General features: G+C 51.5%; 14 protein-coding genes. 4 read left to right on the top strand and 10 right to left on the bottom strand.

Annotated features, from left to right (window positions below; all coding sequences use genetic code 11):
* The 7 genes from ACO6V1_RS07490 to ACO6V1_RS07460 form a co-directional block, all read right to left on the bottom strand.
* On the bottom strand, window positions 1-275 hold a 275-nt coding region (locus ACO6V1_RS07490), incomplete at its 3' end, for an RING finger domain-containing protein (protein WP_422466367.1).
* Window positions 276-490: 215 nt separating this feature from the next.
* Window positions 491-1123, bottom strand: coding sequence for a hypothetical protein (locus ACO6V1_RS07485; RefSeq protein WP_422466365.1), 633 nt, complete (start codon window positions 1121-1123; stop codon window positions 491-493).
* Window positions 1124-1570: 447 nt separating this feature from the next.
* Window positions 1571-2284: an SEL1-like repeat protein gene (locus tag ACO6V1_RS07480; RefSeq protein WP_422449216.1), complete on the bottom strand. Its 714-nt coding sequence runs from the start codon at window positions 2282-2284 to the stop codon at window positions 1571-1573.
* A gap of 288 nt (window positions 2285-2572) precedes the next feature.
* Entirely contained in the window at window positions 2573-4198 is a 1626-nt protein-coding gene (locus tag ACO6V1_RS07475) for an efflux RND transporter permease subunit (RefSeq protein WP_422466369.1), read from the bottom strand.
* Window positions 4146-5315, bottom strand: a complete 1170-nt coding sequence (locus tag ACO6V1_RS07470; RefSeq protein WP_422466363.1) for an efflux RND transporter permease subunit — start codon at window positions 5313-5315, stop codon at window positions 4146-4148. The genes ACO6V1_RS07475 and ACO6V1_RS07470 overlap by 53 nt, the downstream gene beginning before the upstream one ends.
* A 3-nt stretch (window positions 5316-5318) precedes the next feature.
* A complete protein-coding gene (locus tag ACO6V1_RS07465; protein ID WP_422466361.1) occupies window positions 5319-6347 on the bottom strand; it encodes an efflux RND transporter periplasmic adaptor subunit in 1029 nt (342 codons plus the stop codon).
* Entirely contained in the window at window positions 6313-6495 is a 183-nt protein-coding gene (locus ACO6V1_RS07460; RefSeq protein ID WP_422466359.1) for a hypothetical protein, read from the bottom strand. Before ACO6V1_RS07460 ends, ACO6V1_RS07465 begins: the two co-directional genes overlap by 35 nt.
* A gap of 631 nt (window positions 6496-7126) precedes the next feature.
* Here ACO6V1_RS07460 and ACO6V1_RS07455 point away from each other — a divergent pair.
* The 3 genes from ACO6V1_RS07455 to tldD all read left to right on the top strand — a co-directional run bounded on the left by ACO6V1_RS07455 (window position 7127) and on the right by tldD (window position 16295).
* Entirely contained in the window at window positions 7127-9649 is a 2523-nt protein-coding gene (locus ACO6V1_RS07455; RefSeq protein ID WP_422466357.1) for a hypothetical protein, read from the top strand.
* 423 nt (window positions 9650-10072) lie between these two features.
* Window positions 10073-14527, top strand: coding sequence for a hypothetical protein (locus tag ACO6V1_RS07450; protein WP_422466355.1), 4455 nt, complete (start codon window positions 10073-10075; stop codon window positions 14525-14527).
* 328 nt (window positions 14528-14855) lie between these two features.
* On the top strand, window positions 14856-16295 hold the full coding sequence (tldD, locus tag ACO6V1_RS07445) for a metalloprotease TldD (RefSeq protein ID WP_422466353.1): 1440 nt from the start codon (window positions 14856-14858) through the stop codon (window positions 16293-16295).
* A gap of 179 nt (window positions 16296-16474) precedes the next feature.
* Here tldD and ACO6V1_RS07440 read toward each other — a convergent pair whose 3' ends face one another.
* The 3 genes from ACO6V1_RS07440 to ACO6V1_RS07430 all read right to left on the bottom strand — a co-directional run bounded on the left by ACO6V1_RS07440 (window position 16475) and on the right by ACO6V1_RS07430 (window position 19808).
* A complete protein-coding gene (locus ACO6V1_RS07440) occupies window positions 16475-17137 on the bottom strand; it encodes an NUDIX hydrolase (RefSeq protein WP_422466351.1) in 663 nt (220 codons plus the stop codon).
* Between the two features lie 24 nt (window positions 17138-17161).
* Window positions 17162-18217 (bottom strand): AI-2E family transporter, encoded by a 1056-nt coding sequence (locus ACO6V1_RS07435; RefSeq protein ID WP_422466349.1) that lies wholly within the window; start codon window positions 18215-18217, stop codon window positions 17162-17164.
* Between the two features lie 97 nt (window positions 18218-18314).
* On the bottom strand, window positions 18315-19808 hold the full coding sequence (locus tag ACO6V1_RS07430; protein ID WP_422449198.1) for a carboxypeptidase M32: 1494 nt from the start codon (window positions 19806-19808) through the stop codon (window positions 18315-18317).
* Window positions 19809-20244: 436 nt separating this feature from the next.
* On the opposite strand from ACO6V1_RS07430, the gene ACO6V1_RS07425 reads away from it, so the two are divergent.
* Window positions 20245-22956 carry a hypothetical protein gene (locus tag ACO6V1_RS07425; protein ID WP_422466347.1) on the top strand — a complete coding sequence of 904 codons (2712 nt, stop codon included), beginning with the start codon at window positions 20245-20247 and terminating at the stop codon, window positions 22954-22956.
* The last annotated feature ends 31 nt before the right edge of the window (window positions 22957-22987 follow it).

The raw sequence follows: 22987 nt of genomic DNA, 5'->3' as shown, positions 1-22987 counted from the left end.
GCCGTGATCATCTGCTGCCGCCAGTCCGGGGGCAGGGTGAGGATTTCCAGCTCTACGGTCTCAATGACTCTGCGCCCCACGGGGCACGTCAGGTGATCATCGGTCCAGGTGGTAAGGCAGTTAAGGTGGAATTTATGTCCGCAAGGCCTGGCTATGGTGACGTGCCTGCCCGCAAATTCCGGGTCTTCAGGTCGGTAGAGATCATCGTGGCATATCGGGCAGATTGCATTCTCAGTGGGTATGGCTTCTGCCGGACTGGAGGGAATGCTGTCCATGTAAGAGACTTTTTCACTTACGTTTTCTGGGTTGGTTACTCAGACCGGGTAAACGCCAAAAAGATCCAATAACCAGGCGCTAAAAACTCAAAAAAAGACCTGCAGGATCCGATACCTGTCGTGTTTTCCAACGACCGCGATGAGCATGAAGATTTGTACCTTGAGAAAAGACGACGATCACCAAATAAAGCACCAGTCTTCAGCGCAATAGGGCGTCAGAAACACAGGCGTTGCCAGGGGGGGCGGGTGCAGGCCAGTGAGTCCACCGCCCCCTGACCGCTATGGACCCCGCCTTCAGAGGCTGTTGCACCCCTGGCCAGATGTTCTATGCCATGGTTTGGAATCAGTTCAAGGTCATCTGCCTCGGACCAGGATTGAAAGGCCGCTGGCCACTGATACTGCAGATAATGGTGCAGCTCATGGGCCCGTTGACCAAAAGGCCCCATACCGGCAGCAATGCCATTAAATTCGATCAGTTTCGGGCCAGACTCTGCATCGTCCATAAAGTCTGTGCGCATCAGTAGCATGGGCAGCCGTCTGGCAGGCTTGGTGCTGCCGTGGATGTTCTGGTGCAGCTCCAGCAGGCTGGCAAAAAAGACATCGCCACTGCACAGTGGCTCAATGGCATCCATAAGAAAACCATGGTCTTCTGAAACACCGTGAATCAGCTTGCCCATCAATGGCACAATGGATTTCAACAATTCAAAGCGTTCACGCCCGATCAGGGTGGGGGCAAAGCTGAAGGCACAGTGTCGTGCAGAATCTTTGGCGGTTTTTACCGCCATGCCGTGCATCAGTGACCACTCAATGGCGTCCTGAACGGCATAGTTGATTTGGGTGTTGTTCATCAGTGGATCCTCAGCCAACAGAACCGCTACCGGGTTGGCATCAGTTTAACAATAGAGACGGGGACGGACGGGAAAAGAGCTAAAGGTCGGTGAGCTGCCTTTTATTACCCATAAAAAACCTTTCCGGGAGGGCAGAATTGCCAACCGGTTTTTTATTCCTGAAATGGATTGCCAGTAAACCTGAATTCAGGGCCATGACTTTAACGGTATAGCCCATTTTTTCCAAGTTCTTCCGGGTTAAGTAGCTAACCATATGAAATCATATATTTCTGACTCCTTGTGCTGGCACTCCCGGCAACTGCTCCTGCGTTGCTCTAGCTCCTGCATCCATGCAGTCGTGCTTCGTTACAACTCCGGTCACATGGCTACGGCTATGCTCCCTCCGTTGTGCCTCGCATAGTACCAGCCCAAGTAGCCAGAAATATTCGATTCCATATGGCCAGCTACTTAACGGAAAGCGCTTGCCATCTTTTTCACAAACAGAGAGCCCATGCTGGCTATGGCCCTGGGGCACCCTCCCCTGACAGCCTTGTTTAACCAGTATTTCGCCTGCTGAAGATTTACCGGGAAGTCATTGCCACCTTTGAGATAAATGGAGCCCAGGCAGGACATGGCCTTGACACTCCCCAGCCCGGCCGCCTTCAGGTAACAGCTTTCCGCCTGGTGCAGATCTGCCGGGAGGTTCCTGTCACCATCGCGGAACAGATTCCCCAGTTTGAACAGACTGATCGGGTCAGATGTTCCCCTGCTGGCCAACAGCAGAGCTGCATCAAAGTGCTTTGTCTCCACAGCCCAGGCCAGGGGGGTATCCCCCTCGGCTTTGTTCGCATCCACGTCTGCACCCCGGTTCAGCAGGGCCTGGATGATCTCGATATTGCCCTCTTTTGCTGCAATAACCATCATCTCCTGCCAGTCTCGGGGCAGGTTCAGCATTACCACTACCTCCTCAATGACTACCCGGTCGAAAGGGCATGTCAGTTTTTCTTCTATCCAGGGAGCATTGCACTCAAAGTGGAATTTATGTCCGCAGGGCTTGACCAGGGCGATGCGTCTGCCCGCAAATTGCGGATGTTCGGGAGGTAAGATTTTTTCCAAACAGACCGGGCAATTAGTGAAATAGTCCACTGGGACCACTCCGGCACTGGGTGGAGGGTTATTCATGTCACACATTCCTTTACGTTTTTACGACTTGATTATTTTGAAACGTAAAGTACTTGATCATTTGCTTTCGCAAAAATCACTGACCGATTGGTTAGTTATGCTAACGTGTCGATCCACAAAAAATGTGTTGCTTATTACGCGGATAAAATTGATTCGGCTTTGAGATATACCCCGGGGAAATATGAAACGATAGTGCATTTTTTCGATGAGGTTGATGGGGAGGTCAATGGCAGGCCAATGGTTGAAAAAATATTCGCTCCCGGCAGGAGCGAATATTCTTATCCGCTTTTATGCCGTTTCAACAGTCACTTTGAAGAAGATGGCATAAAACAGTGGAATAACCACCAGGGTCAGAATGGTGGCAAACAGCAGACCAAACATAATGGTCACTGCCATGCTTTTAAAGAATGGGTCAACCAATAGCGGAGCCACGCCCAGTATGGTGGTCAGGGCACCCAGCAACACCGGACGGGCACGGCTGAGGGCGGCATCAATAATGGCATGATACGCCGGTTTCCCACCTTTGCTTTCCACATCCGCCTGGTCCACCAGAACAATCGCATTCTTTACCATCATGCCGATCAGGCTTAAAAAGCCCAGTATCGCCATAAATTCGAAAGGCGTCTGGAAGATTACCAGCTCGATAGTGACGCCCACCAGTGCCAGCGGTGCGGTCAGCCAGATGACCAGGGGCTGGCGCAGGGCGTTGAACATAAAGATGTCCGACAGGATCATGGCGGCAAAACCATAAGGCGCAGAAATCACCAGTCCTTCATTAGCGTCCCTTGAGGCTTTGTATTCACCATACCAGGTCAGCTGATAGCCGGGAGGCAGTTCAATCGCTTCGATTTTGCTGCGGATATTGTTGAATGCATCCGCCGTCAGGACACCGGGTGCCGGGTCGCCCTGTACAAGAATGGTAGGTACGCGGTCAATACGACGCAAGATGGCATCCTGATAGACGACATCGACTGAATCGATCAACTGACTCACCGGAATAAAGCGCTGCGCCACCTGACTGAACACTTCGGTATTTTCGATAGCCCGTTGATGGTTGCGTTCATCCTCGGGTGAGCGGACCACAATAGGAATCAGCTCATTACCCTCACGGTACACCCCGACGTTTCGGCCAGTCAGTGTCTGGGTAATGGCCTGGTTGATCTCCGGTGTGGTCAGGCCGAAACGTTGCGCTTCTTCAGCTGCGTATACCGGACGCAGGACAGGTACCTGCTGGTGCCAGTCGTCCTGAATCGCAATCAGGTCAGGTTCATTCAGCATGATTGTTTTGGCCTGCTCAGCCAGTTGACGCAACACCTGACTGTCCGGACTCTGGAAACCGGCTTCGATCTTCTTGCCACCACCGCGGCCCAGCATAAACTTCCAGGCTTTTATTGATGCGTCGGGGTATTTGGTGTCCAGTTCTGTTTGCAGTTCGCTCAATAACGGCGCAATTCGGGTGTAATCATCAATATCAATCAGCAGCTGACCGTAGCTTGGGTTCCGCGCCTCTGGCGAATAGGTCAGCATAAGGCGCAGTCCGCCGCCGCCAATAAAGCTGGTGATATTGGTGATGCCTTCTTTAGCTTTTACATCCTGCTCGATATCAGCAACCACTGCTTCGGTACGCTTGATATCGGAACCCTGTGGCAGATAGACGTCCACCACAAACTGTGCGCGTTGTGAATCAGGCATAAAGCCGGGAGGCACAAACTGCACACCCCAGATGGTTACTGCCATTGTGGCCAGTAGCAGTACTGAACTTACCAGACGATGGTTAATAACCCATACCAGCAGCGCTTTATAGGCCGTGATCATTCGACCTGGCTTTGGGGCCGCCTTGCTGGTATTCACTTTCATAAAGTCATGGCAGAGCATTGGGGTGACTGTGACCGCAAATACCCAGCTGAACAGCATGGAGTAGAGGATTACCCAGAACAGTGAACCGGCGTATTCCCCCATATCCGACGGTGACAGACCAATGGCACTGAAGGCACAGATGCCCACAACGGTTCCGCCCAGCAATGGCCACTGACGCACGCACCGAATCGGATTGCATGGAAATCACATCCAGCTCCATGCCCAGTGGTCGCTGGTTTTCCAGTTCAGCAATCCGTGCCTTGACCGCATCGCCCATATCCACCACGTTGCCACCGGTGACATTGGAGATACCAAACCCAATGGCCCGTTCGCCGTTATAGCGCATCAGCATGGAGGCCGGTTCCCGGTATCCCCGGGTCACATCGGCAATATCGCCCAGGCGGAGTACGGCGTTGTTTTCACCAACGCCGACCTGCAGATTTTTCAGGTCAGTAAAGGAGTGTACGCTGGCGGAGGGAATCACTGGAATGCGCATGGCATCAGTAGCAAGACTGCCGGCAACGGCCACCAGGTTCTGTTTTTGCAGTACCTGAAGGACTTTCTCTGCCGACAGGCCGTACCTGGCCATCCGTTCACTGGATATTTCGACGAAAATGGTTTCCTGTTGTTCGGCCAGCGTGGCTGTTTTGGCTACGCCCGGCACCAGTACCAGCTCACGACGCAGGGTGTCGACATAATCCTGCAGTTGCCGGTCACTGAACCCTTCACCGGTTACGGCAAAGAAGAGGGCATAAACATCGGCGAAATCATCATTAACGATGGATGGGCCGGCACCGGGCGGCAGTTGCCGTTGAACATCACTGATTTTCCGCCGCAGTTTGTCCCAGACCTGCTGTAAATCCCCGGAGCTTTTGGCAAATTCCAGCTGGATTTCAACGGTCACTTCGGACATGCCCTGTTTGGAGACGGACTTTACTTCCTTCAGCTCCTGCAGGGATTGAACCGCACCTTCGATCAGGTCCGTGACTTCATCGGATACTTCCTGGGCGGTGGCACCATTATAAGGCGTATTAATGACCGCCTGACGAATAACGAATTCAGGGTCTTCAAAGCGACCCAGTTTCAGGTAGCTGATATAGCCGCCGATCAGGGTCAGGGCGATAATCACCCAGACACTGGTACGTTTTGCGATGGTGTAGCGTGCAATATCCATGCATCAGACTCCAGAACTTTTCTGGGTGGAGCCATCAGCGTTTCTGATAAGAGAGCCATCAGCTTTTTTGATGAAAGAGCCATCAGCTTTTCCAGAGCCTTTCGTGGCTTTTTCAGCAGAGCTATCGGTATATGGGCGAACTTCCATGCCCTCTTTAAGGCTGGAGACACCGGCGATAATGACCCGTTCACCGGTGGTCAGGTGTTGTCTGATCTCAATGCGGTTGTTATTCAGGTTGCCCACTTTGACAAAACGTTTTTTCACCCGGTTGTCACTGCCAACCACCCAGACAAACTGGCCGCCCTGATTGTCCGGAACCACTGCCGTCAGCGGAACGGTGATGGTTGCCAGAGCGCCTTCCGCCCGGGTGCTGGACGCAGTGACTTTAACAGCCATGCCCGGCAGAACGCGGAAGCCCTTGAGGTCATTAAATCCGAATACCACCGGGTAAGTCTGGGAGACAGGCTCCGCTTCTGTTGCCCAGGTGCGTAAATCCAGTGGGAACAACTGACCGGGTACGGCGGATAATTCCGCATTGACTGTCGCCTGATTCTGCTCGGAAAGCATCATCTGATGGGGGAGGTTAATCACAACTTCCAGGTCACTCAGGTCATGCAGCACCAGCACTGGCGCATTGGCCTGGATCTGGATATGGTTGTCCACCAGTTTACGACCGATGATGCCGTCAAAAGGTGCTCTCAGCTCGGTGTACTCATGCTGTCGTTTTGCTTCATCGACACGGTTCCGGGCCAGATTGAATCGGGTGGTGATGGCGTCCAGATCACTTTTGGAAATCGCCCGGCTTTTGTCAAAAATCGCTTTGGCGCGATTATAGTCATCCTCTGCACTTTGCAGCTCAAGCTCCGCCGATGCAAGTGCTGTTTTGGCATCCCGGGCATCCAGTTTGGCCAGCAGATCCCCCTGTTTGATGTAATCACCTTCTTTTACCCGGATGTTGGTGATCAGTCGACCTACACGAAAGGCAAGGTTGGCTCGTTCAGCGGACCACACCATTAAAACTGAGTTCATCATTGATACTGCTGCTGACCACTTCTGTCAGAGCAGGTTGAATAACGACAGTTTTTGTTTGAGCAACGTCTTCTTGACCGCACCCTCCAAGAAGGAGTGATGCCAGGGCAATGGCAGCTGCCCGTCTGGTGATTTGTATGGATGTCAGCATAGTGACCGGTCTCTAAAAAAATCTGATCCGATGTGATCAAGGTAGGAGGAAAACTATTTCCTGAAGTTGTGTTCGGGAGGCTTATAACTCAGAAGTAAACGTTTGAGTTTATAGTATGCTTGCGTTAAAAAAATGTAAACTTCGTAGTGTACTATGCGTATTGCTTTCTTTGCCCCCGTTCTTGTTCAGGGTTTGGAAATAGCAGAGCTTAACGTTGAACAAGCCGACGCAAAAAGTGAGAACAATACGAATAAAGCAAAATATTTTTCACGGCAAAAGTAATTGCTTATGTCCTTGTGTAGTCCAAAGCAATCTTACCAAAACTGAAATAACGACAAAAAGTCATCTAGCCTCCTAGTAGATGGTTTCAATGAGTTTGACTGGTTGTCGTGCCTCCACACTCCGTTCGTCCTGAGCCTGTCGAAGGACGGAAACTCCGGACTCTGATAGATCGTGCCAAGCCCCCTTAGTCCGCGCATCCTGAGCGGAGACGATGGACGCTCAGGGTGAACGGAGATTGTACACGTCAAACTCATTGAAACGATGTACTAGTGTATGCCTTTGTTTTTTACTCATACGACAATGGCGCTCTAAATATCTAACAGAGACAACATCTATTATGGAGTAAATTGTGCAACCATTTTCTTCAACTCATGTACCAATGTCAGATGTAACCAGCAATCCCTCCTTTAACGAACCAGCAAAAACAAATCCCTCTGGTACATTAGGAAAGTTTGCAGTTGCTGTCCAGTCAGGTATTACCACTTTTTTCAGTTCTCTCTCTCCCAATTATGTTCCTGAACATCAACGACAAACCAATCAGCCAACTGCCCCGGTTGTCAATATGCTGCCTGCTGAAAATAAAAACGACAAAACAAGTTTAGTGGCTGATGTCGTCCAGGGAGTTGGGCTGGCCAGCAAGGTACTTTCTTGCTGGGTACCCAATGTCAGTGAAGTGAGCGATGCGGTAGGAACACTCTGTTCTTCCTTTTCCCTGGCTCATAGCCTGGACAATATGGCCAAGTCGGGTAAAGAGCCAACCAGCGGTTCGGAAAATGTGCCAAAACCCCATTCGCAAGAGATCACCAATAAACACCAGGAAGATGACAAGCAGGGCAAGCCGGTAAACGCTTCCAACACAACAAACAGTGTGTCCGGTCCGGCCATTGCAACCGTCACACTGATGGCGATGGATCGGCTAGCGGGTGCTGCGGCCCTGCCCGAAGAAGGAAAACCAGGGTCCAGGAACAACCCGATATGCGTGAATGGCAGTGAAATATGCGTGAATGGCAGTGAAATACTGGGCAAAATCGGTCAGGAAGGCTATCCCCCGAACGGTTCCTACCGTCAGACAAAAAGTTTCAGCCACAACAGCGGTGTGGCTATTGGTAGCGTGAGCACACCATTCACGGGGCGTTATGATGGAGGCGGTCATACCATCAGAGACCCACAGCGCTGCCTATTCAGCAAGCTTGGGCGTGGTGCCATCGTGCATGACCTGAATGTCGCCAATGGAGTTATCGAAAACAGTGATCGGTACTCAGCGGCACTGGCCTGTGAAATGGGTGAACAATCAACGGTTCGCAACATCCTTGTCGAGGATACCAGCATTATCAACAAGCGGGCTTCTAATCGTACCTCCACTGGCGTCATCACCGGACTGCAGCAAACAGACAGCCTGATTGAGTGCGCTGTTGTGAAAAACTGTTCGGTCACCACCTCTGAGCGTTACTCAGTTGCAGGTATCGGTGCTGGCAAGATGTCTGGAGAGATTGAGCATCTGGCAGTCACCGATAGTTGGGTACTAACCATGGGTGGCCTGGCTCATGCCGGGATTGGCGGCGGCCAAGTGTGCGGTGATATCCGGAACATAACGGTGGTAAAGAGCAGGGTCACTACCGATGGTAAGCATGCGAATGTCGCCATTGGTGGCGGGATGGTTGGTGGTTTCGGAACTCATTGCGAACCCGGGCTTGATGGTTCCGTCAATGATCTTGTTGCCCTGGACAGCTACGTTAGAACGGAAGGCTCCCGGGCCTATGCCGGCATTGGTGGCGGGATGGTGGCTGGTGAGGTCAGGGGGGGCATTGCCATTAACTGTAATGTTACAACGGCGAATAATAGGCGTGCGGGTATTGATTCCGGTTATAGTCATGGTAATAAAACAACGGAAATACGAACGTTGAACAGCTGGGTTAACGGTGACTTACAAAACTCTGACTCTGTATATTCACCCGAACTATGCCGTACCGTCGATTCCCGTTTAGTGAACGATGATTGTCAGCTAACTGACTCACTCACTGAAGACCATTGGTATCGGAATTGTTCAACATCTACTGCTTCATCTACTGCCTCATCTACTGACTCCGCACCTGCCCGTTCAACTGCTACCCGGCAACATAGCCGGTTCCTGCAGCCAACTTCAGCCACCACCAATAAAACCGTGATGGCTGATACAACCTCACAACAACCGGCAATGACACAACTCAATGAAAAGGTAACGGCCGACACAACCAGCTCGCAGTCCAGACCAACTCTGACAAGCCAGACCCCCGTGGACAAAACGGCAATGGCCAGCACAACCAGCCCGCTGTCCGGCCCAACTCTGACAAGCCAGCCCCCCGTGGACAAAACAGCAATGGCCAGCCCAACCAGTCCGCTGTCCAGCCCAACTCTGACAAGCCAGGCCACCTTGGGCCAAAGGGCAATGGCCAACACAACCAGCCCGCTGTCCAGCCCAACTCTGACAACCCGGGCCCCGCTCAACGAAATGGTCATGTCCAATACGGCCATTACAGGGCACACCATGACAACGCCGTTACCGACCATCAATGCCACGGTCACTACCACAGCACCATTGGCAATGGCTGCAATGACAACCACAGCACCAGTGACGGAAAACGGGGTGACGTTACCGGAAGCATCAGTGACATTTGCTGGCATGCCCCCAACAACGGTACTGCCCACCACCCCCCCACTGGTTACAATCCCGAACACCGGGCTGATCCTGGGTGTCAGCCTGGGTACAGCTTTCACGATCCTTGCAGGCATTGGTCTATACGCTTTCTACCAATACCACCGTCGGGGCGAGGCACCGAAACAAGCGGAACCCGAAATACCTTTGGAACCCTTAAACCAGCAGGCCAATAACTGATTGTATCCATTTATGAATGTTCTGCTGCCTGCATGGCTGGCTTGCAGGCAGCGGATTCCTCCTGGCAGCAGTGCTGGCTTTCTGCCTGTTTGAAACTGTGTTGACAACATTATGGAGAACAATACATGCAATCACATTTACCATTGAACGCTACTCTGACCGCCCCGTTCTTGTTCAGGGTTTGGAAATAGCAGAGCTCAACGTTGAACAAGCCGACGCAAAAAGTGAGAACAATCGAATAAAGCAAAATATCTTTCACGGCAAAAGAAATTGCTTATGACTTTATGTAGTCCAAAGCAATCTTACCAAAACTGAAATAATGACAAAAAGCCATCTAGCCTCCTAGGTGTATGCCTTTGTTTTTTACTCATACGACAATGGCACTCTCAATGTATAACCGAGACAACATTTATGGAGTAAATTGTGCAGCCATTTTCTTCAACTCATGCACCAATGACAGATGTAACCAGTAATCCCTACCTTAACGAACCAGCAAAAACCAAACCCACTGGTACATTAGGAAAGTTTGCAGTTGCTGTCCAGTCAGGTGTTACCTCCTTCTTCAGCTCTCTCTCTCCCAATTATATTCCTGAGCATCAACGACAAACCAGCCAGCCAGCTGCACCGGTTGCCAATACGCTGCCTGCTGACAATAAAAACGACAAAACAAGCCTGGCGGATAGTGTCGTCCAGGGGGTTGGGCTGGCCAGCAAGGTACTTTCCTGCTGGGTACCCAATGTGAGTGCAGTGAGCGATGCGATAGGAACCATCTGTTCTTACGTTTCTCTGGCGAATAGCCTGGATAATATGGCCGTGTCGGGAAAGTCTGGTAAAGAGCCAGCCAGCGGTTCAGACAATGTGTCAAAACACCATTCGCAAAAGGTCACTGATAAAAAACAGGAAGATGAAAAGCCAGACAAGCCGGTAACCGCTTCGGGCACAGCAAAACGTGTATCAGGTCCGGCCATGGCAACCGCCACCCTGATGGCGATGGACCGGCTGGCGGGTGCTGCGGCCCTGCCTGCAGAAGGCAGACCCGGGGCCTGGAACAACCCGATACCCGTTGAGGATAGCGCAACACTGGGCAAAATCGGCCGTAACGATAGCTATCCCCCGGACGCTCATTATCAGCAGACTCGAAGCTTCAGCCATAACACCAGTGTTCCGGTTGGCAGTGACAGCACGCCATTTCAGGGCCATTACGACGGTGGGTGCCATACCATAAGCGATCTGCAGGACTGTTTGTTCGGTGAACTCGGGTCCGGTGCCGACGTTAAGAACCTGCGTATTGCCAATGCCACCATTGATCAAACCGGCAAGCAGCACTCTGCCGTATTGGCCTGTAAAATGTCCGGTGGCTCTGCGGTCAGTGATGTCCGGATTGAACATGGCAGCGTGGCAACCAGGCAAGGGGTAATATCCTCAGAGTCGGTCAGTACCGCCGGGGTAATTACCGGGCTACAGGGTAAAAAGAGCGTTCTGAAAGACATTGAGATTGTTAACTGCTCAGTCACTTCTTCAGGGCGGAACACAGATACCGGAGCCGGGGGAGGATGGGTTGATGGTAATATCGAGCGCTTGACCGTTAGAGACACTCAGGTTACCAGTGCAGGGGCTTATTCTCCAGCAGGCATAGGTGGTGGCCTGGTCACTGGCCAGATAAAACAACTCACCGTAGTCAACGGTCAGGTCACAACGACGGGAACCAGCGGGCATGCTGCCATTGGTGGTGGGCAGGTTGGCAGAGTGTTTCCGCCTGTTGCTGGCAAGGTCAGTGAACTTGTTGCCCTGAAAAGCCGGGTCAACATAGAAAATGATCACAGCTTTGCTGCTATTGGCGGTGGCCTTGTAGCTGGTCAGCAAAGTGAGATCAACGGCATAACGGCTATCGACTGTTCTGTTTCAGCCAGTCAGAACCTTTCCTGGATTGCGATTGGTGCCGGTTGGAACATGGGGCAAGTTGCTGATACCACCGCAGTGAACAGTTCAGTCACCGGGCGTTTTGCAGATATTGGGAAGGCACTCGGTTCAGGCAGCGAGAAGGGGACCGCCTCCCTGAACAGCCAGGTTAATGGTGAATTGAAAAACTTTGGCAATGTTACCTTACCCGGTTTATGTCGTACGGCTGATGCACGTTTTGTGACCAGTGATTGTCAGCTGAACCCTGATTCACTCACCGGAGATCATTGGAACTGTTCAAGCTCCACTGCTACTTCGGCCCCGGTTCCTCAGCCAACGACATTACCCATCACGGAAACCGTGACAGCAAATCCAATCACACAACCAGCAACCGATGCACTGACAACGCCGACAACCATGCATAAAACAGCGCTGTCCCATACCACCACACCGCTTCCTGGCAGCAAACCATTGACCGGAACGTCGGCTGCGCCGGACAGACTGTTTCTGGTCCCGGATAGCGAAACACTGGGCAAAATCGGTCAGCCAGGTTATCCCCCGGACGGTCACTACCTTCAGACAAAAAGTTTCAGCCATAACAACAGTGTGACCATTGGAAGCTGGAGCACGCCATTCACGGGGGATTATGATGGGGGTTGTCATACCATCAGTGATCCGAAGGGTTGTCTATTCGGCAAGCTTGGACCTGATGCCATTGTGCATGACCTGCATGTCGCCAATGGTGCCATCAAAAACAGTGATCAGTACTCAGCGGCACTGGCCTGTGAAATGGGCGAACAATCAACGGTTCGCGACATCCTTGTCGAGGATACCAGCATTATCAACGGGCGGGCTGCTAATCCTTTTTTTCGTGCCTCCACTGGTGTCATCACCGGACTGCAGGAAACAGACAGCCTGATTGAGAGCGTTGATGTGAAAAACAGTACGGTCACAACCACTGGCAACTTTTCCCCGGCCGGCATTGGCAGTGGTACGACCAGCGGACAGATAAAGAATATGAATGTCGCAGACAGTCAGGTCACCACCTCTGGCCGTTTCTCAGATGCGGGTATCGGCGCTGGCAAAATGGATGGACAGGCTGAGCATCTGGCAGTAACCGATAGCCGGGTAGAAACCCGGGGTAGCAATTCTAATGCCGGGATTGGAGGGGGCAAAATCACCGGGGATATTGAGCATTTGACGGTTCTGTCAAGTAATGTCAGCACTCATGAGGCAAGGTCAGATGCCGGAATTGGCGGCGGTGAAGTGGCTGGTGATATCCGCACCATGACGGTGATCAAGAGCAATGTCACCACCAAAGCTCCCATAGCTTATGCAGGCATTGGTGGCGGACAGGTTGGTACCAGAGCCAGTCTTAGTCCTTTTGGCGGCGGAGGCCAACTTAACAGGGGTTCCGTCAATGATCTCGTTGCCGTGGACAGCCAGGTAAGGACAGAAGGCCGTTCGGCACATGCCGGCATTGGTGGCGGGGTGGTGAATGATGAGGTCAGAGGGGTCAGGGCTATTAACTGTTCTGTCTCAACGGAGGATGGGAGTGGGGGTATTGATGCCGGTCGTAAGGTCGGCAAGGGCAATACAGCGGATATACGATCATTTAACAGCAAGGTTAATCGTAAGCCGGGTAAATTTGGCTCTGCAAATTCATCCGAATTGTGCCGTACCGCTGACTCCCGTTTTGTAACCGATGATTGCCAACTCACGTCGGACTCACTCACAGACCACTGGCATTGGAACTGTTCAGCAACATCTATTGCGGCTACACCTGCCCATTCACCCGCTGCCCGGCAATATAGCCCGCAGACAGCGGCATCCTCCATCAATAACACTGCGATGGTTGATACAACCTCCCAGCAAGCGGCAATGACATCACTCAACAAAACGGCAATGGACAGCACAGTCAGCCCGCAGTCCAGCCATACTCTGACTTCCTCGGCACCATTCAACAATGCGGCAATGGACAGCACAACCAGCCCGCTGCCCAGCCATACTCTGATTTCCTCGGCACCATTCAACAAAACGGCAATGGATAGCACAACCAGCCCGCTGTCCAGCCATACTATGACTTCCTCGACACCATTCAACAAAACGGCAATGGATAGCACAACCAGCCCGCTGCCCAGCCGTACTCTGACTTCCTCGGCACCATTCAACAAAACGGCAATGGATAGTACAACCAGCCCGCTGTCCAGCCATACTCAGACTACCTCGGCACCATTCAACAAAACGACAATGAATAGCACAGCCAGCCCGTTGACCAGCCATGCTCAGACTACCCCGGCACCATTCAACAAAACGGCAATGGACAGCACAGCCAGGCCGCTGTCCAGCCATGCTCAGACTACCCCGGGACCATTCAACAAAGCGACAATGGACAGAACTACCAGCCCACCGTCCAGCCACACTTTGACTGACCAGGCACCATTCAACAAAACGACAGTGGACAGCACAGCCCGCTGGCCGTCCAGCCATACTCAGACTACCCCGGCACCACTGGGCAAAACGGCGATGGCCAACACAAGCGCTCCGTTGTCCAGTCCTGCTCTGACCACCCCGGCATTGCTCAACGAAATGGTACTGTCCAATACAACCATGACAGGAAACAACATCTCAACGCCGTTGCCGTCCATCAATGCCACGATCACTAACACAACACCATTGGCAGCAGCGGCAATGACAACCTCAGCACCAGTAACACAAACCGTGGTGACGTTACCGGAAGCATCAATGACATTCTCCGGCATGCCCCCGGCAACGGCACTGCCCGTCACGCCGGCACCATTGGCTGGAACCATCAGTACCGGGGTTGTCCTGGGTGTCAGCCTGGGTACCGCTTTCACGATCCTTGCGGGCATTGGTCTATGCGCTCTCTACCAACACTATCATCGTCGGGACGAAGCACAGCAGCCAGCGGAACCTGAAATACCGTTGGAACCCTTAAATCAGCAGGCCAATAACTGATCGAGCCATTTATGCAGGTGATGCTGCCCGCATGGGGTGAAATAATCTTGGTCGCGAATCTGGGCGACTATTCAGTTTATACTCACATTGGGCAGCCTCCCGAAAAAGGCTGATGGTATGCGGTGTAGAAAGGGGGAGGAATCCGTGGTTCAGGGAGGCCATGGAAGCCGGTAAACTGAACAAAATGCATTATGAGAAATTGTAAACTTCCCTTGAGTTAGCCCGTTCTCAGGGAGTAGGCTTGCAATAAGAATAAACCAGTGTGAAGCCATGCTGCTGACAAAACGTGCTGCTGACAAAAGCGGTAACAAAAGTGGTGACAAAATCTATGACCGATATTATTACAACAGCCCGCGACCAACTGCTGACTCCAGCCAATATCGGCGACAGTGAACTCAGCAGGATTCTGGATAACATTCTGGGGCACAATGTGGATGCCGCTGACCTCTATTTTCAATCCATGCGCCATGAGTCCTGGGTGCTGGAAGATGGCATCGTTAAGGAAGGCAGTTTCAATGTCGACAGCGGGGTCGGTGTTCGCGCCATGAGTGGCGAGAAAACCGGTTTTGCCTATTCCAATGAAATTATTCTCCCGGCACTGGAACAGGCTGCCGGTGCCGCCCGAAGTATTGCCCGGGTCGGCCAGCAGCAGCAGGTTCAGGCATGGCAGCGCAGCCAGCCATTGTCGCTCTACGGAACCGCGAACCCTCTGGATTCTTTAACCAGTGAAGATAAAGTTGATCTGCTGAAAAAGCTGGACCAGGAAGCCCGCAAGGCCGACCCTAGTGTGAAGCAGGTGACGGTGAGTCTGGCCGGTGTTCATGAAGTGGTGCTGGTAGCCGCCTCCGATGGCACGCTGGCAGCGGATATTCGCCCGCTGGTTCGTTTGAATGTCAGTGTTATTGCTGAAAAAGAAGGGCGTATTGAGCGTGGGTCTGCCGGAGGCGGCGGTCGGGGTGACTACCTTCAGTTCCTGCTCAACGACACCGGCCTTGAGTATGCCCGCAAAGCCGTGCGTCAGGCGATGACCAACCTTGAAGCAGTGGCCGCTCCGGCAGGCACCATGCCGGTGGTATTAAGCGCTGGCTGGTCCGGTGTGCTGCTGCACGAAGCGGTAGGTCATGGACTGGAAGGTGACTTTAACCGCAAAGGGTCGTCTGCCTATGCTGGCCGGATTGGTGAACGGGTTGCTTCTCCACTCTGTACCATTGTTGATGACGGTACGCTGGGCGGTCGTCGTGGTTCCATGAATATGGACGATGAGGGCGTACCCACAGAAAGCACCGTCCTGATTGAAAATGGCATTCTCAAAGGCTACATGCAGGATAAGCTGAACGCTCGTTTAATGGGTGTTGCACCGACCGGTAATGGACGTCGTGAGTCGTATTCCCACCTGCCCATGCCAAGGATGACCAATACCTATATGCTGGCTGGCAAGCATGACCCTGAGGAGATTATCAGTACCGTTAAAAAAGGCATCTATGTGGAAAACATGGGCGGTGGTCAGGTGGATATTACCTCCGGTAAGTTTGTGTTCTCCACCAGTGAGGCCTGGTTGATCGAAAATGGCAAAAAGACCGTGCCAGTCAAGGGCGCCACCCTGATTGGTAACGGCCCTGATGTGATGAACAAGGTGTCCATGGTCGGCAGTGACCTGGAACTGGACCCCGGTGTCGGGGTCTGTGGTAAGGATGGTCAGTCTGTTCCGGTGGGTGTTGGTCAGCCGACGTTGAAGATTGATGAAATTACCGTGGGTGGTACGGCTTAGGAATTGTCTGGAAATAACTTCCCTATTTTCATCGCCCGACTCCGTTCGGACTGAGCTTGTCGAAGTTCGGTGGCACGACCCTTCGATACTTCGACAAGCTCAGCACTCAGGGTGAACGGAAATCGGGAACTTATTAAAAGACAATTACTTAATATTCTCTGCGGATTGTGCCCATCGTTTCAGTCAAAAACGGTGGGCAATTCGCGTTTATTTTTGTGTTCCAATAATAATTGGATATCTTCCGGCAAGGTTCTTCCCCCGGAAAGCTCCGGCAGATCGTCAATATCAAAAAAGCCGATATCGGAAATTTCAATATTCTCTTTTGGGGCTCCACCGGTCAATTCGCAGAGAAAAATCAATTTGTAGATATGATAGGGGCTTCGTGGGCGGTAGGGGTGTTGCTGGGTATCCCGAACAGCGACCAGCTTTAATGCCCTGGCGGTATAGCCGGACTCTTCCACAATTTCCCGCTCGACCCCATAAGCGGGAGGTTCACACACATCGCCCCAGCCCCCGGGCAGAGCCCAGCGCCCATCAGACCGCTCTTTGACCAGCAGTATTTTATTATCGAGGAATACGCCGCCACGGAGGTCAATCTTCGGAGTGGCATAACCATGATCCGGCAGAAAGTAGTCGTTCACTTTTGCTGTGGGGGCTCCGGTCAGCAGTGCGGTCATATCATGGGCAATAGCCTGTAATTGGTGATATCGCTCAAGGTCAAATTCATTTCCGGAAAAGGTGAGCCCGTTCTGGGCAATGGCCCGGATCTTTTCTGCCCAGTCGATCCATGGATTGTTATCCGGGTCATTCTTTTTCAGATCAACGTCAGGTTTATCAACCATCACCGGCTCCCTTTTACCTATTAATCAGTTGTTCTTCTGTTGGTGTTGCTCTGCACTGTCGTCAGGTCCTAACAGAATAGCCATGTTCCGCCACTGTCTGGAAGATTCCATCATGATTTTAATAAACATGGTCAGTGGAACGGAGAGAATCATCCCTACAGGCCCTAACAGCCAGCCCCAGAAGATCAACGACAGAAAGACGACCAGGGGCGACAATCCCAGCCCTTGTCCCATAACGTTAGGCTCAATGATATTACCGATAAACACGTTTATCGCCAGGTAGCCCGCCAGAACCAGCATGGCATCGCCATAGCCAAACTGCAGCAGTGTCAGCAGAATGCCGGGAATAGCCGCCACGATGGAGCCGACATTAGGGATAAAGTTAAACAGAAAAGCGACCAGCCCCCAGAGCACATAAAAGTTCACCCCTTTCGCCCAGAGCATGGTGCCAACCAGCAGGCCAGTGATCATACTGATCAGCGTTTTCAGGGCCACATAACGGTTAAATGAGTGGAGAAAACGACGCATGCTCTGTAATTCATGGTCCGGGGATGACAGTGCCAAGCGCAGCTTACCCGGCAGCAGCGGGGCTTCCAGCAGCATGAAGATGGCGGCGATTAAAATCAGCAGGGCAAAACTCATGGTGCTGCCGAGTTTGCCAATCATATTGGTCAGCAGACTGACAAGCGCCGATGGGTCAAAGGAGTCCATAAAGGTTTTCAGGTCAATACGGATATTTTTCTGTGTCAGGAAAGCCTGAGTCCTGTTAAACGACTCAGTCAGCTGTTCACGATACCCGGGCAGTGCGGCGGTAAACTCCTGAACCGTGCTGGCAACATTACCCAGGAATAACAGGGCGAAGATGACAAAGGCCGTTAAGGTAAACAGGATTCCGACGATTCGCGGAACTCTGAACCGCGCCAGCAAATCAACCACAGGATTGGCCAGCAAGGCAAGCAGGGCAGAAAGCAGCAGGGGAATAACCAGTGTGCTGCCCAGCTTGATCCCCGTTATGATGATAATCAGTGCTGCCAGCCCCTGAAATATATGGCGGACATGTGTCGTTTTGATGCCCCGCATCAGGTTAACCTCGATGATAATAATGGAGAGATTCAGTCGATTTCATCATAGTTAACCCGGGCGTGCTATTGATGAAAATGCTATTTATCAGGGCCTGTCAGCCAAGATACCTTTCTTTCAGGTGTTGTTGGAAATAACTGGCCGTTAATGGCTCGCCGGTCGCCCTGGTCATCAGTTCTGCCGTGGAATACTGTCGTCCCTGTGACCAGATGTTGTTTTTCAACCAGTCAAAAATGGGTGAAAGGTTACCCTGTTGAATCAGCTCTGCAATATCCGGCATGGTTTTTTTCCGGGCGGCAAACAGCTGGGCTGCGACCATGGCTCCAAGGGTGTAGCTCGGGAAGTAGCCGAACGACCCCATGGGCCAGTGAATATCCTGCATGCAGCCATTCTTGTGATCACCGGCTACATCCAGGCCCAGGTAATCCTGCATTTTCTGCTGCCAGAGTTCGGGGATATCACCCACCTCGATGTTCCCTTCAATCAGGTCTCGCTCGATTTCATAGCGCAAAATAATATGAGCCGGGTAGGTGATCTCATCCGCATCAACCCGGATAAAGCCCGGACGAACCCGTTTGTAGATTTTTTCCAGATTATCCAGTGCCATGGCGGGCTGTGACGTGCCAGCGCAGAGGTGTTTGACGATCAACGGCTGGATCAGCGACAGGAATTCGCTGCTGCGGCCCAGCTGCATTTCAAAGAACAGGCTTTGTCCTTCATGGATTCCCATGGAGCGGGGGAGGGCAATGGGGAGTTCACGGTTCTGTTCCGGCAGATTTTGCTGGTAGCGGGCATGGCCGGTTTCATGGATGATGCCCATCAATGCTTCTACAAAATTATCTTCTTTATAGCGGGTAGTCATCCGGACATCTTCGCTGACACCACCACAAAATGGGTGAGTACTTACGTCCAATCGGCCATGGTCAAAATCAAAGCCGAGCAGCTGCATCACCTCCAGTCCCAGCGCCTTTTGCCTGTCGATCGGGAAGGGGCCTTCAGGCTGAATGATGCTCACCGAAGACTGGCGATCCAGGGCATCCTGAATATAGCCAGGCAGCCAGGTTTTCAGGTCACCAAACAGCTGGTCAAGCTCCCGGGTATTGACGCCGGGTTCATAAAGCTCCAACAGGGCGTTGTAAGGGGAAACATGGCTTTTTTCTGCCCGAACAGCCGCTTCCTGGCGGGAAAGGTTAACCACCTCTTTCAGATTCCTGGCAAAACCCGGCCAGTCATTTGCAGGCCGCTGGCTGCGCCAGGCATGTTCACAGTTTGTGGATGCAATGGTTTTGGCTTTCACCAGATCATCAGGAATGGCACTGGCCTGTTGCCATTCAACCGCCATCTCTCTAATGGAGCGGATGGTGTCCGGGTTGGTTTCCTGAGCCTGTGCTTCTTGCAGCCAGGCTGCCACTTCAGGTGCCGTCAGCAGCTTATGCAGAAGGGTGTTCAATTCCGCCAGCGCTGCACCACGGGCCTGATTGCCGCCGACAGGCATCATGGCGGCCTGGTCCCAGCCAGCGATAGCTCCCAGATGGGAAAGGTGATACATCTGCTGGAATCGGCTCACCAGATTCTCATAAGCAGTGGTCATCGTTGAACTCCATACACGTTATTATGAGGTCCATTGTATGACGTGATAGTTCACAGGGACAGGCTGCTTTTCTCAATTGATAAAAAAGCCGATAAAAAAAGCCGGTAACAAAGGCCGCCACCGGGAGGTTAAGGAATAGTCCTTGAATAATTTACACATTTCGGAGCCTCCGAACTCCGTTCGTCCTGAGGCTGTCGAAGGGCGTTAACTCCGAGGCATGATAGATTGTGCCAGGCACCCTTCGACTCCGCTCAGGATGAACGGAGAGTGAGTTCTAAATGTCGGAATTATTTAAGGACTTTTTTCTCAGTGATTTGAGGCGTATATAACTGTTCGTTGTTGATCTGGCCTGGGTCAGGTTGCACAGAGATGGAACAAAAAAGGCTTTACGTTGTCCGTATTGAGAGATATCCGCGATTCTAAAGGGGTATTGGTTATGGACAATGTACAGCCTTCTGTTGTCAGTGTACCTGGCGTGGTAAGTGGTGAAAATCAATTACCGGCAGCAGCCATAGCCAATCATGCCAGCAAGACCATTGGCTCCGGCGGTTCTTTGGCCGGGATACCCTGCAGTTCGAATACTATCAAAAGCAGAAAAAATGCTCCGGTGGAATACTCTGCTAAAAAAATACCGGAGAAAAGCCTGACTGAAAGAAAGGTTAACCTCCATGAAGAACCATCCAGGGTAAAAAGTTATTCGGAATTAATGTCTTTTTATCTTGAGAATCTCAAACATAAGGAGTTTTCCTACGATCTTGCAGGCTTTACACCAAAGTCAACGGAAGATCTCAAGATGATGGAGTCTTTTCGAGCGGATATTGCTCGTTTTGACAAGATGGTGAGTGATGAAAGACCGAAGCTGCGTAAAATAGGCGGTGACCGAACAAGCGCAAGACAAAGCTATGAATGCCTCAGAGAGCAGCTGTTTAATTTGAAACATAAGTACTTTATTTTGTGCTTCCAACGCTACAAGCCTGTATCCGGGATAGTGTTAGTGTTACAGATGGTATCGTCATTGCGTCTTGGTGATGAGCCCGCCATGCACCAAAAAGTCAAACGTCTCACCAGTAAGTATTGCCAATGCGTCGGTGATCTTGGCATGGAGTTATACTGGAACGCTGTCTGTAGTGATCGTCTGGCACAGCACTGGCAGGTTTTTATGTCACAATCCATGGAATTTCTGAATGTCTGTGCCGATCTGGCCACTATGCATCAACAACTCCCGAAACATCATCAGGAAAAATTTAAAGGGTTTCCCGACTCAGCATCCCGTCTCTGTACAACTGTCAGTTTGTCTCTGATCATAATCCTGGACGATGCTGTTAATCACTATGCACAGCTAGAGGACAAAGATGACCTGCATCGTGGGTTGGGTTCTGATGTTACAGGATTGAGCAAATGGTTAAATTCAGAATCAAACAATTCAGACCTGTTCAAGTGCTATGAAATTCCCCAGGTGATACAAATGATCAGTGCTTCACTGTGTATTGGCGAATTTGTCTCAGCGCGCAAGCTGTTAAGCGGGTTCATCAAATTGATTGATGGCAAAATTGATGGCATAAATGCTGACCTGGACGATACCGAATGGTTGTTTTATCTCGCCTCGAAGGCGTTATCGTGCCTGGTTTGCATCAAATTGCCAGACATTGGCAATGATGAACTTAAAAATATCGAAACAATCAAAAAGTTGTTAAAAGAGGTAATGCAAAAGGCTGAGCAGATGTTTTCCCTGTCTGCAGCTGAGTGCTCAGAACTCGATGAGTGTTTTCAAAGATTCGTAGAAGGACCCTGCAGAGACGTTTTATTGATGCACGCCCTGAGGGGACAAGAATCTGCCAGGCAAATAAGCCGTCTGATCAGTGGAGAAGAATCTGGGAAAACCAGGGAAAAGCGGGAGATCAGGGGGAAGCTGAAACGAAAAATGGCCAGGGGCTATGGTTACCAGAAACCGGTGGAGTTAAAAGCACCTGTACCCGCTGCCCAGTCGACAGCCCGGCAAGATTCACAAACCCCACCAAGGGAAACATCTTTGCCACAGGGGGTGCAGGATGCAGTAAAAGCGTTTATTGCTGATCGACCAATGGCTGAGGTCACGGCAATGATTCAATCAGTGGTTGATGATCCCGAGAGTACGCCTGTGGTTAAGGCTGAGTCTTATTTCGCTCTCGCTGATATGCTTGACAGAAAAATGAATAGAGAATTCAACCGGATTATCTCTCAAACGTCCTTCATTTATTCCTATGGGCAGTTAATACGAGCAGGTGTGATGCCGTCGTCCGCTTTGGGTGTGGCATTCAAAAAGGCCATTCAGGACGTTACTGATATAACGAAGATTTGTGGTTGGCTTGATAGTGTCAATGATGCGCTGAGCACCTTGTCGGGATTAATTCTTCGTACTGATGGGCTGGACAGGGATTTTCTGGATGAGCTGGCATCTTTGCATGAGCGTCTCAGGGCAGAGGTAGGGCTGGTTAGTGAGATTGAAGCCACTTTTGATGAGATAAAAAGCATCTGGAGTGACCGGTTCCAGTTTTTGAAAAGAAACAACAAGCTGCCAAAGGGTCGAAGAAAACCTGTACAAGATCGGCAAGATCAATCGCAAATGGCCACCTTCGATCTGCCAAAATTGCTAGAGGTCTGGGGTAAACTGACAAGGCAGGTAAACCCGTTGAAAATAACACTGGAAAAAACCGGGGAGGATATAGACAGGCATCGTATTTCCAGACTGGCAGACTGTGAGCAATGGGAGGCTGGCGGTGATGATGATTCCTCACTTGCTGCCAATGATGATTCCTCACTTGCTGCCAATGAAGATTCCTCACTTGCTGCCAATGATGACCCAGAGGTGCCTTCTGCGCTTGTCAGGCAGGAGGTTCAACGGGCGCAGTTAGCAGGCAGTTGCTATGGGCCTGAATACTGGTCAAACTTTACCCTGGAGGACTGGTTGCCAGGCAGTGCCCTGCCTGAAAGGCATCCATTGACACTGATCGCCGAGGCATTGCACAGACCTCTGTCGGTCAGGGCGGGTGGGCAGCAATGGTTAATTGGCGAAGATGGCACAGCAACCATCAAGCCCGGAGCCATTCCGAAAAATTCACTGAACCTGACGGTTGAAGAGCTGGCCGATCCACTGACGCCTCATACATAAGTAGCCAGAAATATATGATTCCATATGGCCA

This window comes from Endozoicomonas sp. ALC013 (genome assembly GCF_049310205.1).
Classification (GTDB): Bacteria; Pseudomonadota; Gammaproteobacteria; order Pseudomonadales; family Endozoicomonadaceae; genus Endozoicomonas.
This window is presented reverse-complemented; position numbering and strand designations above follow the sequence as displayed.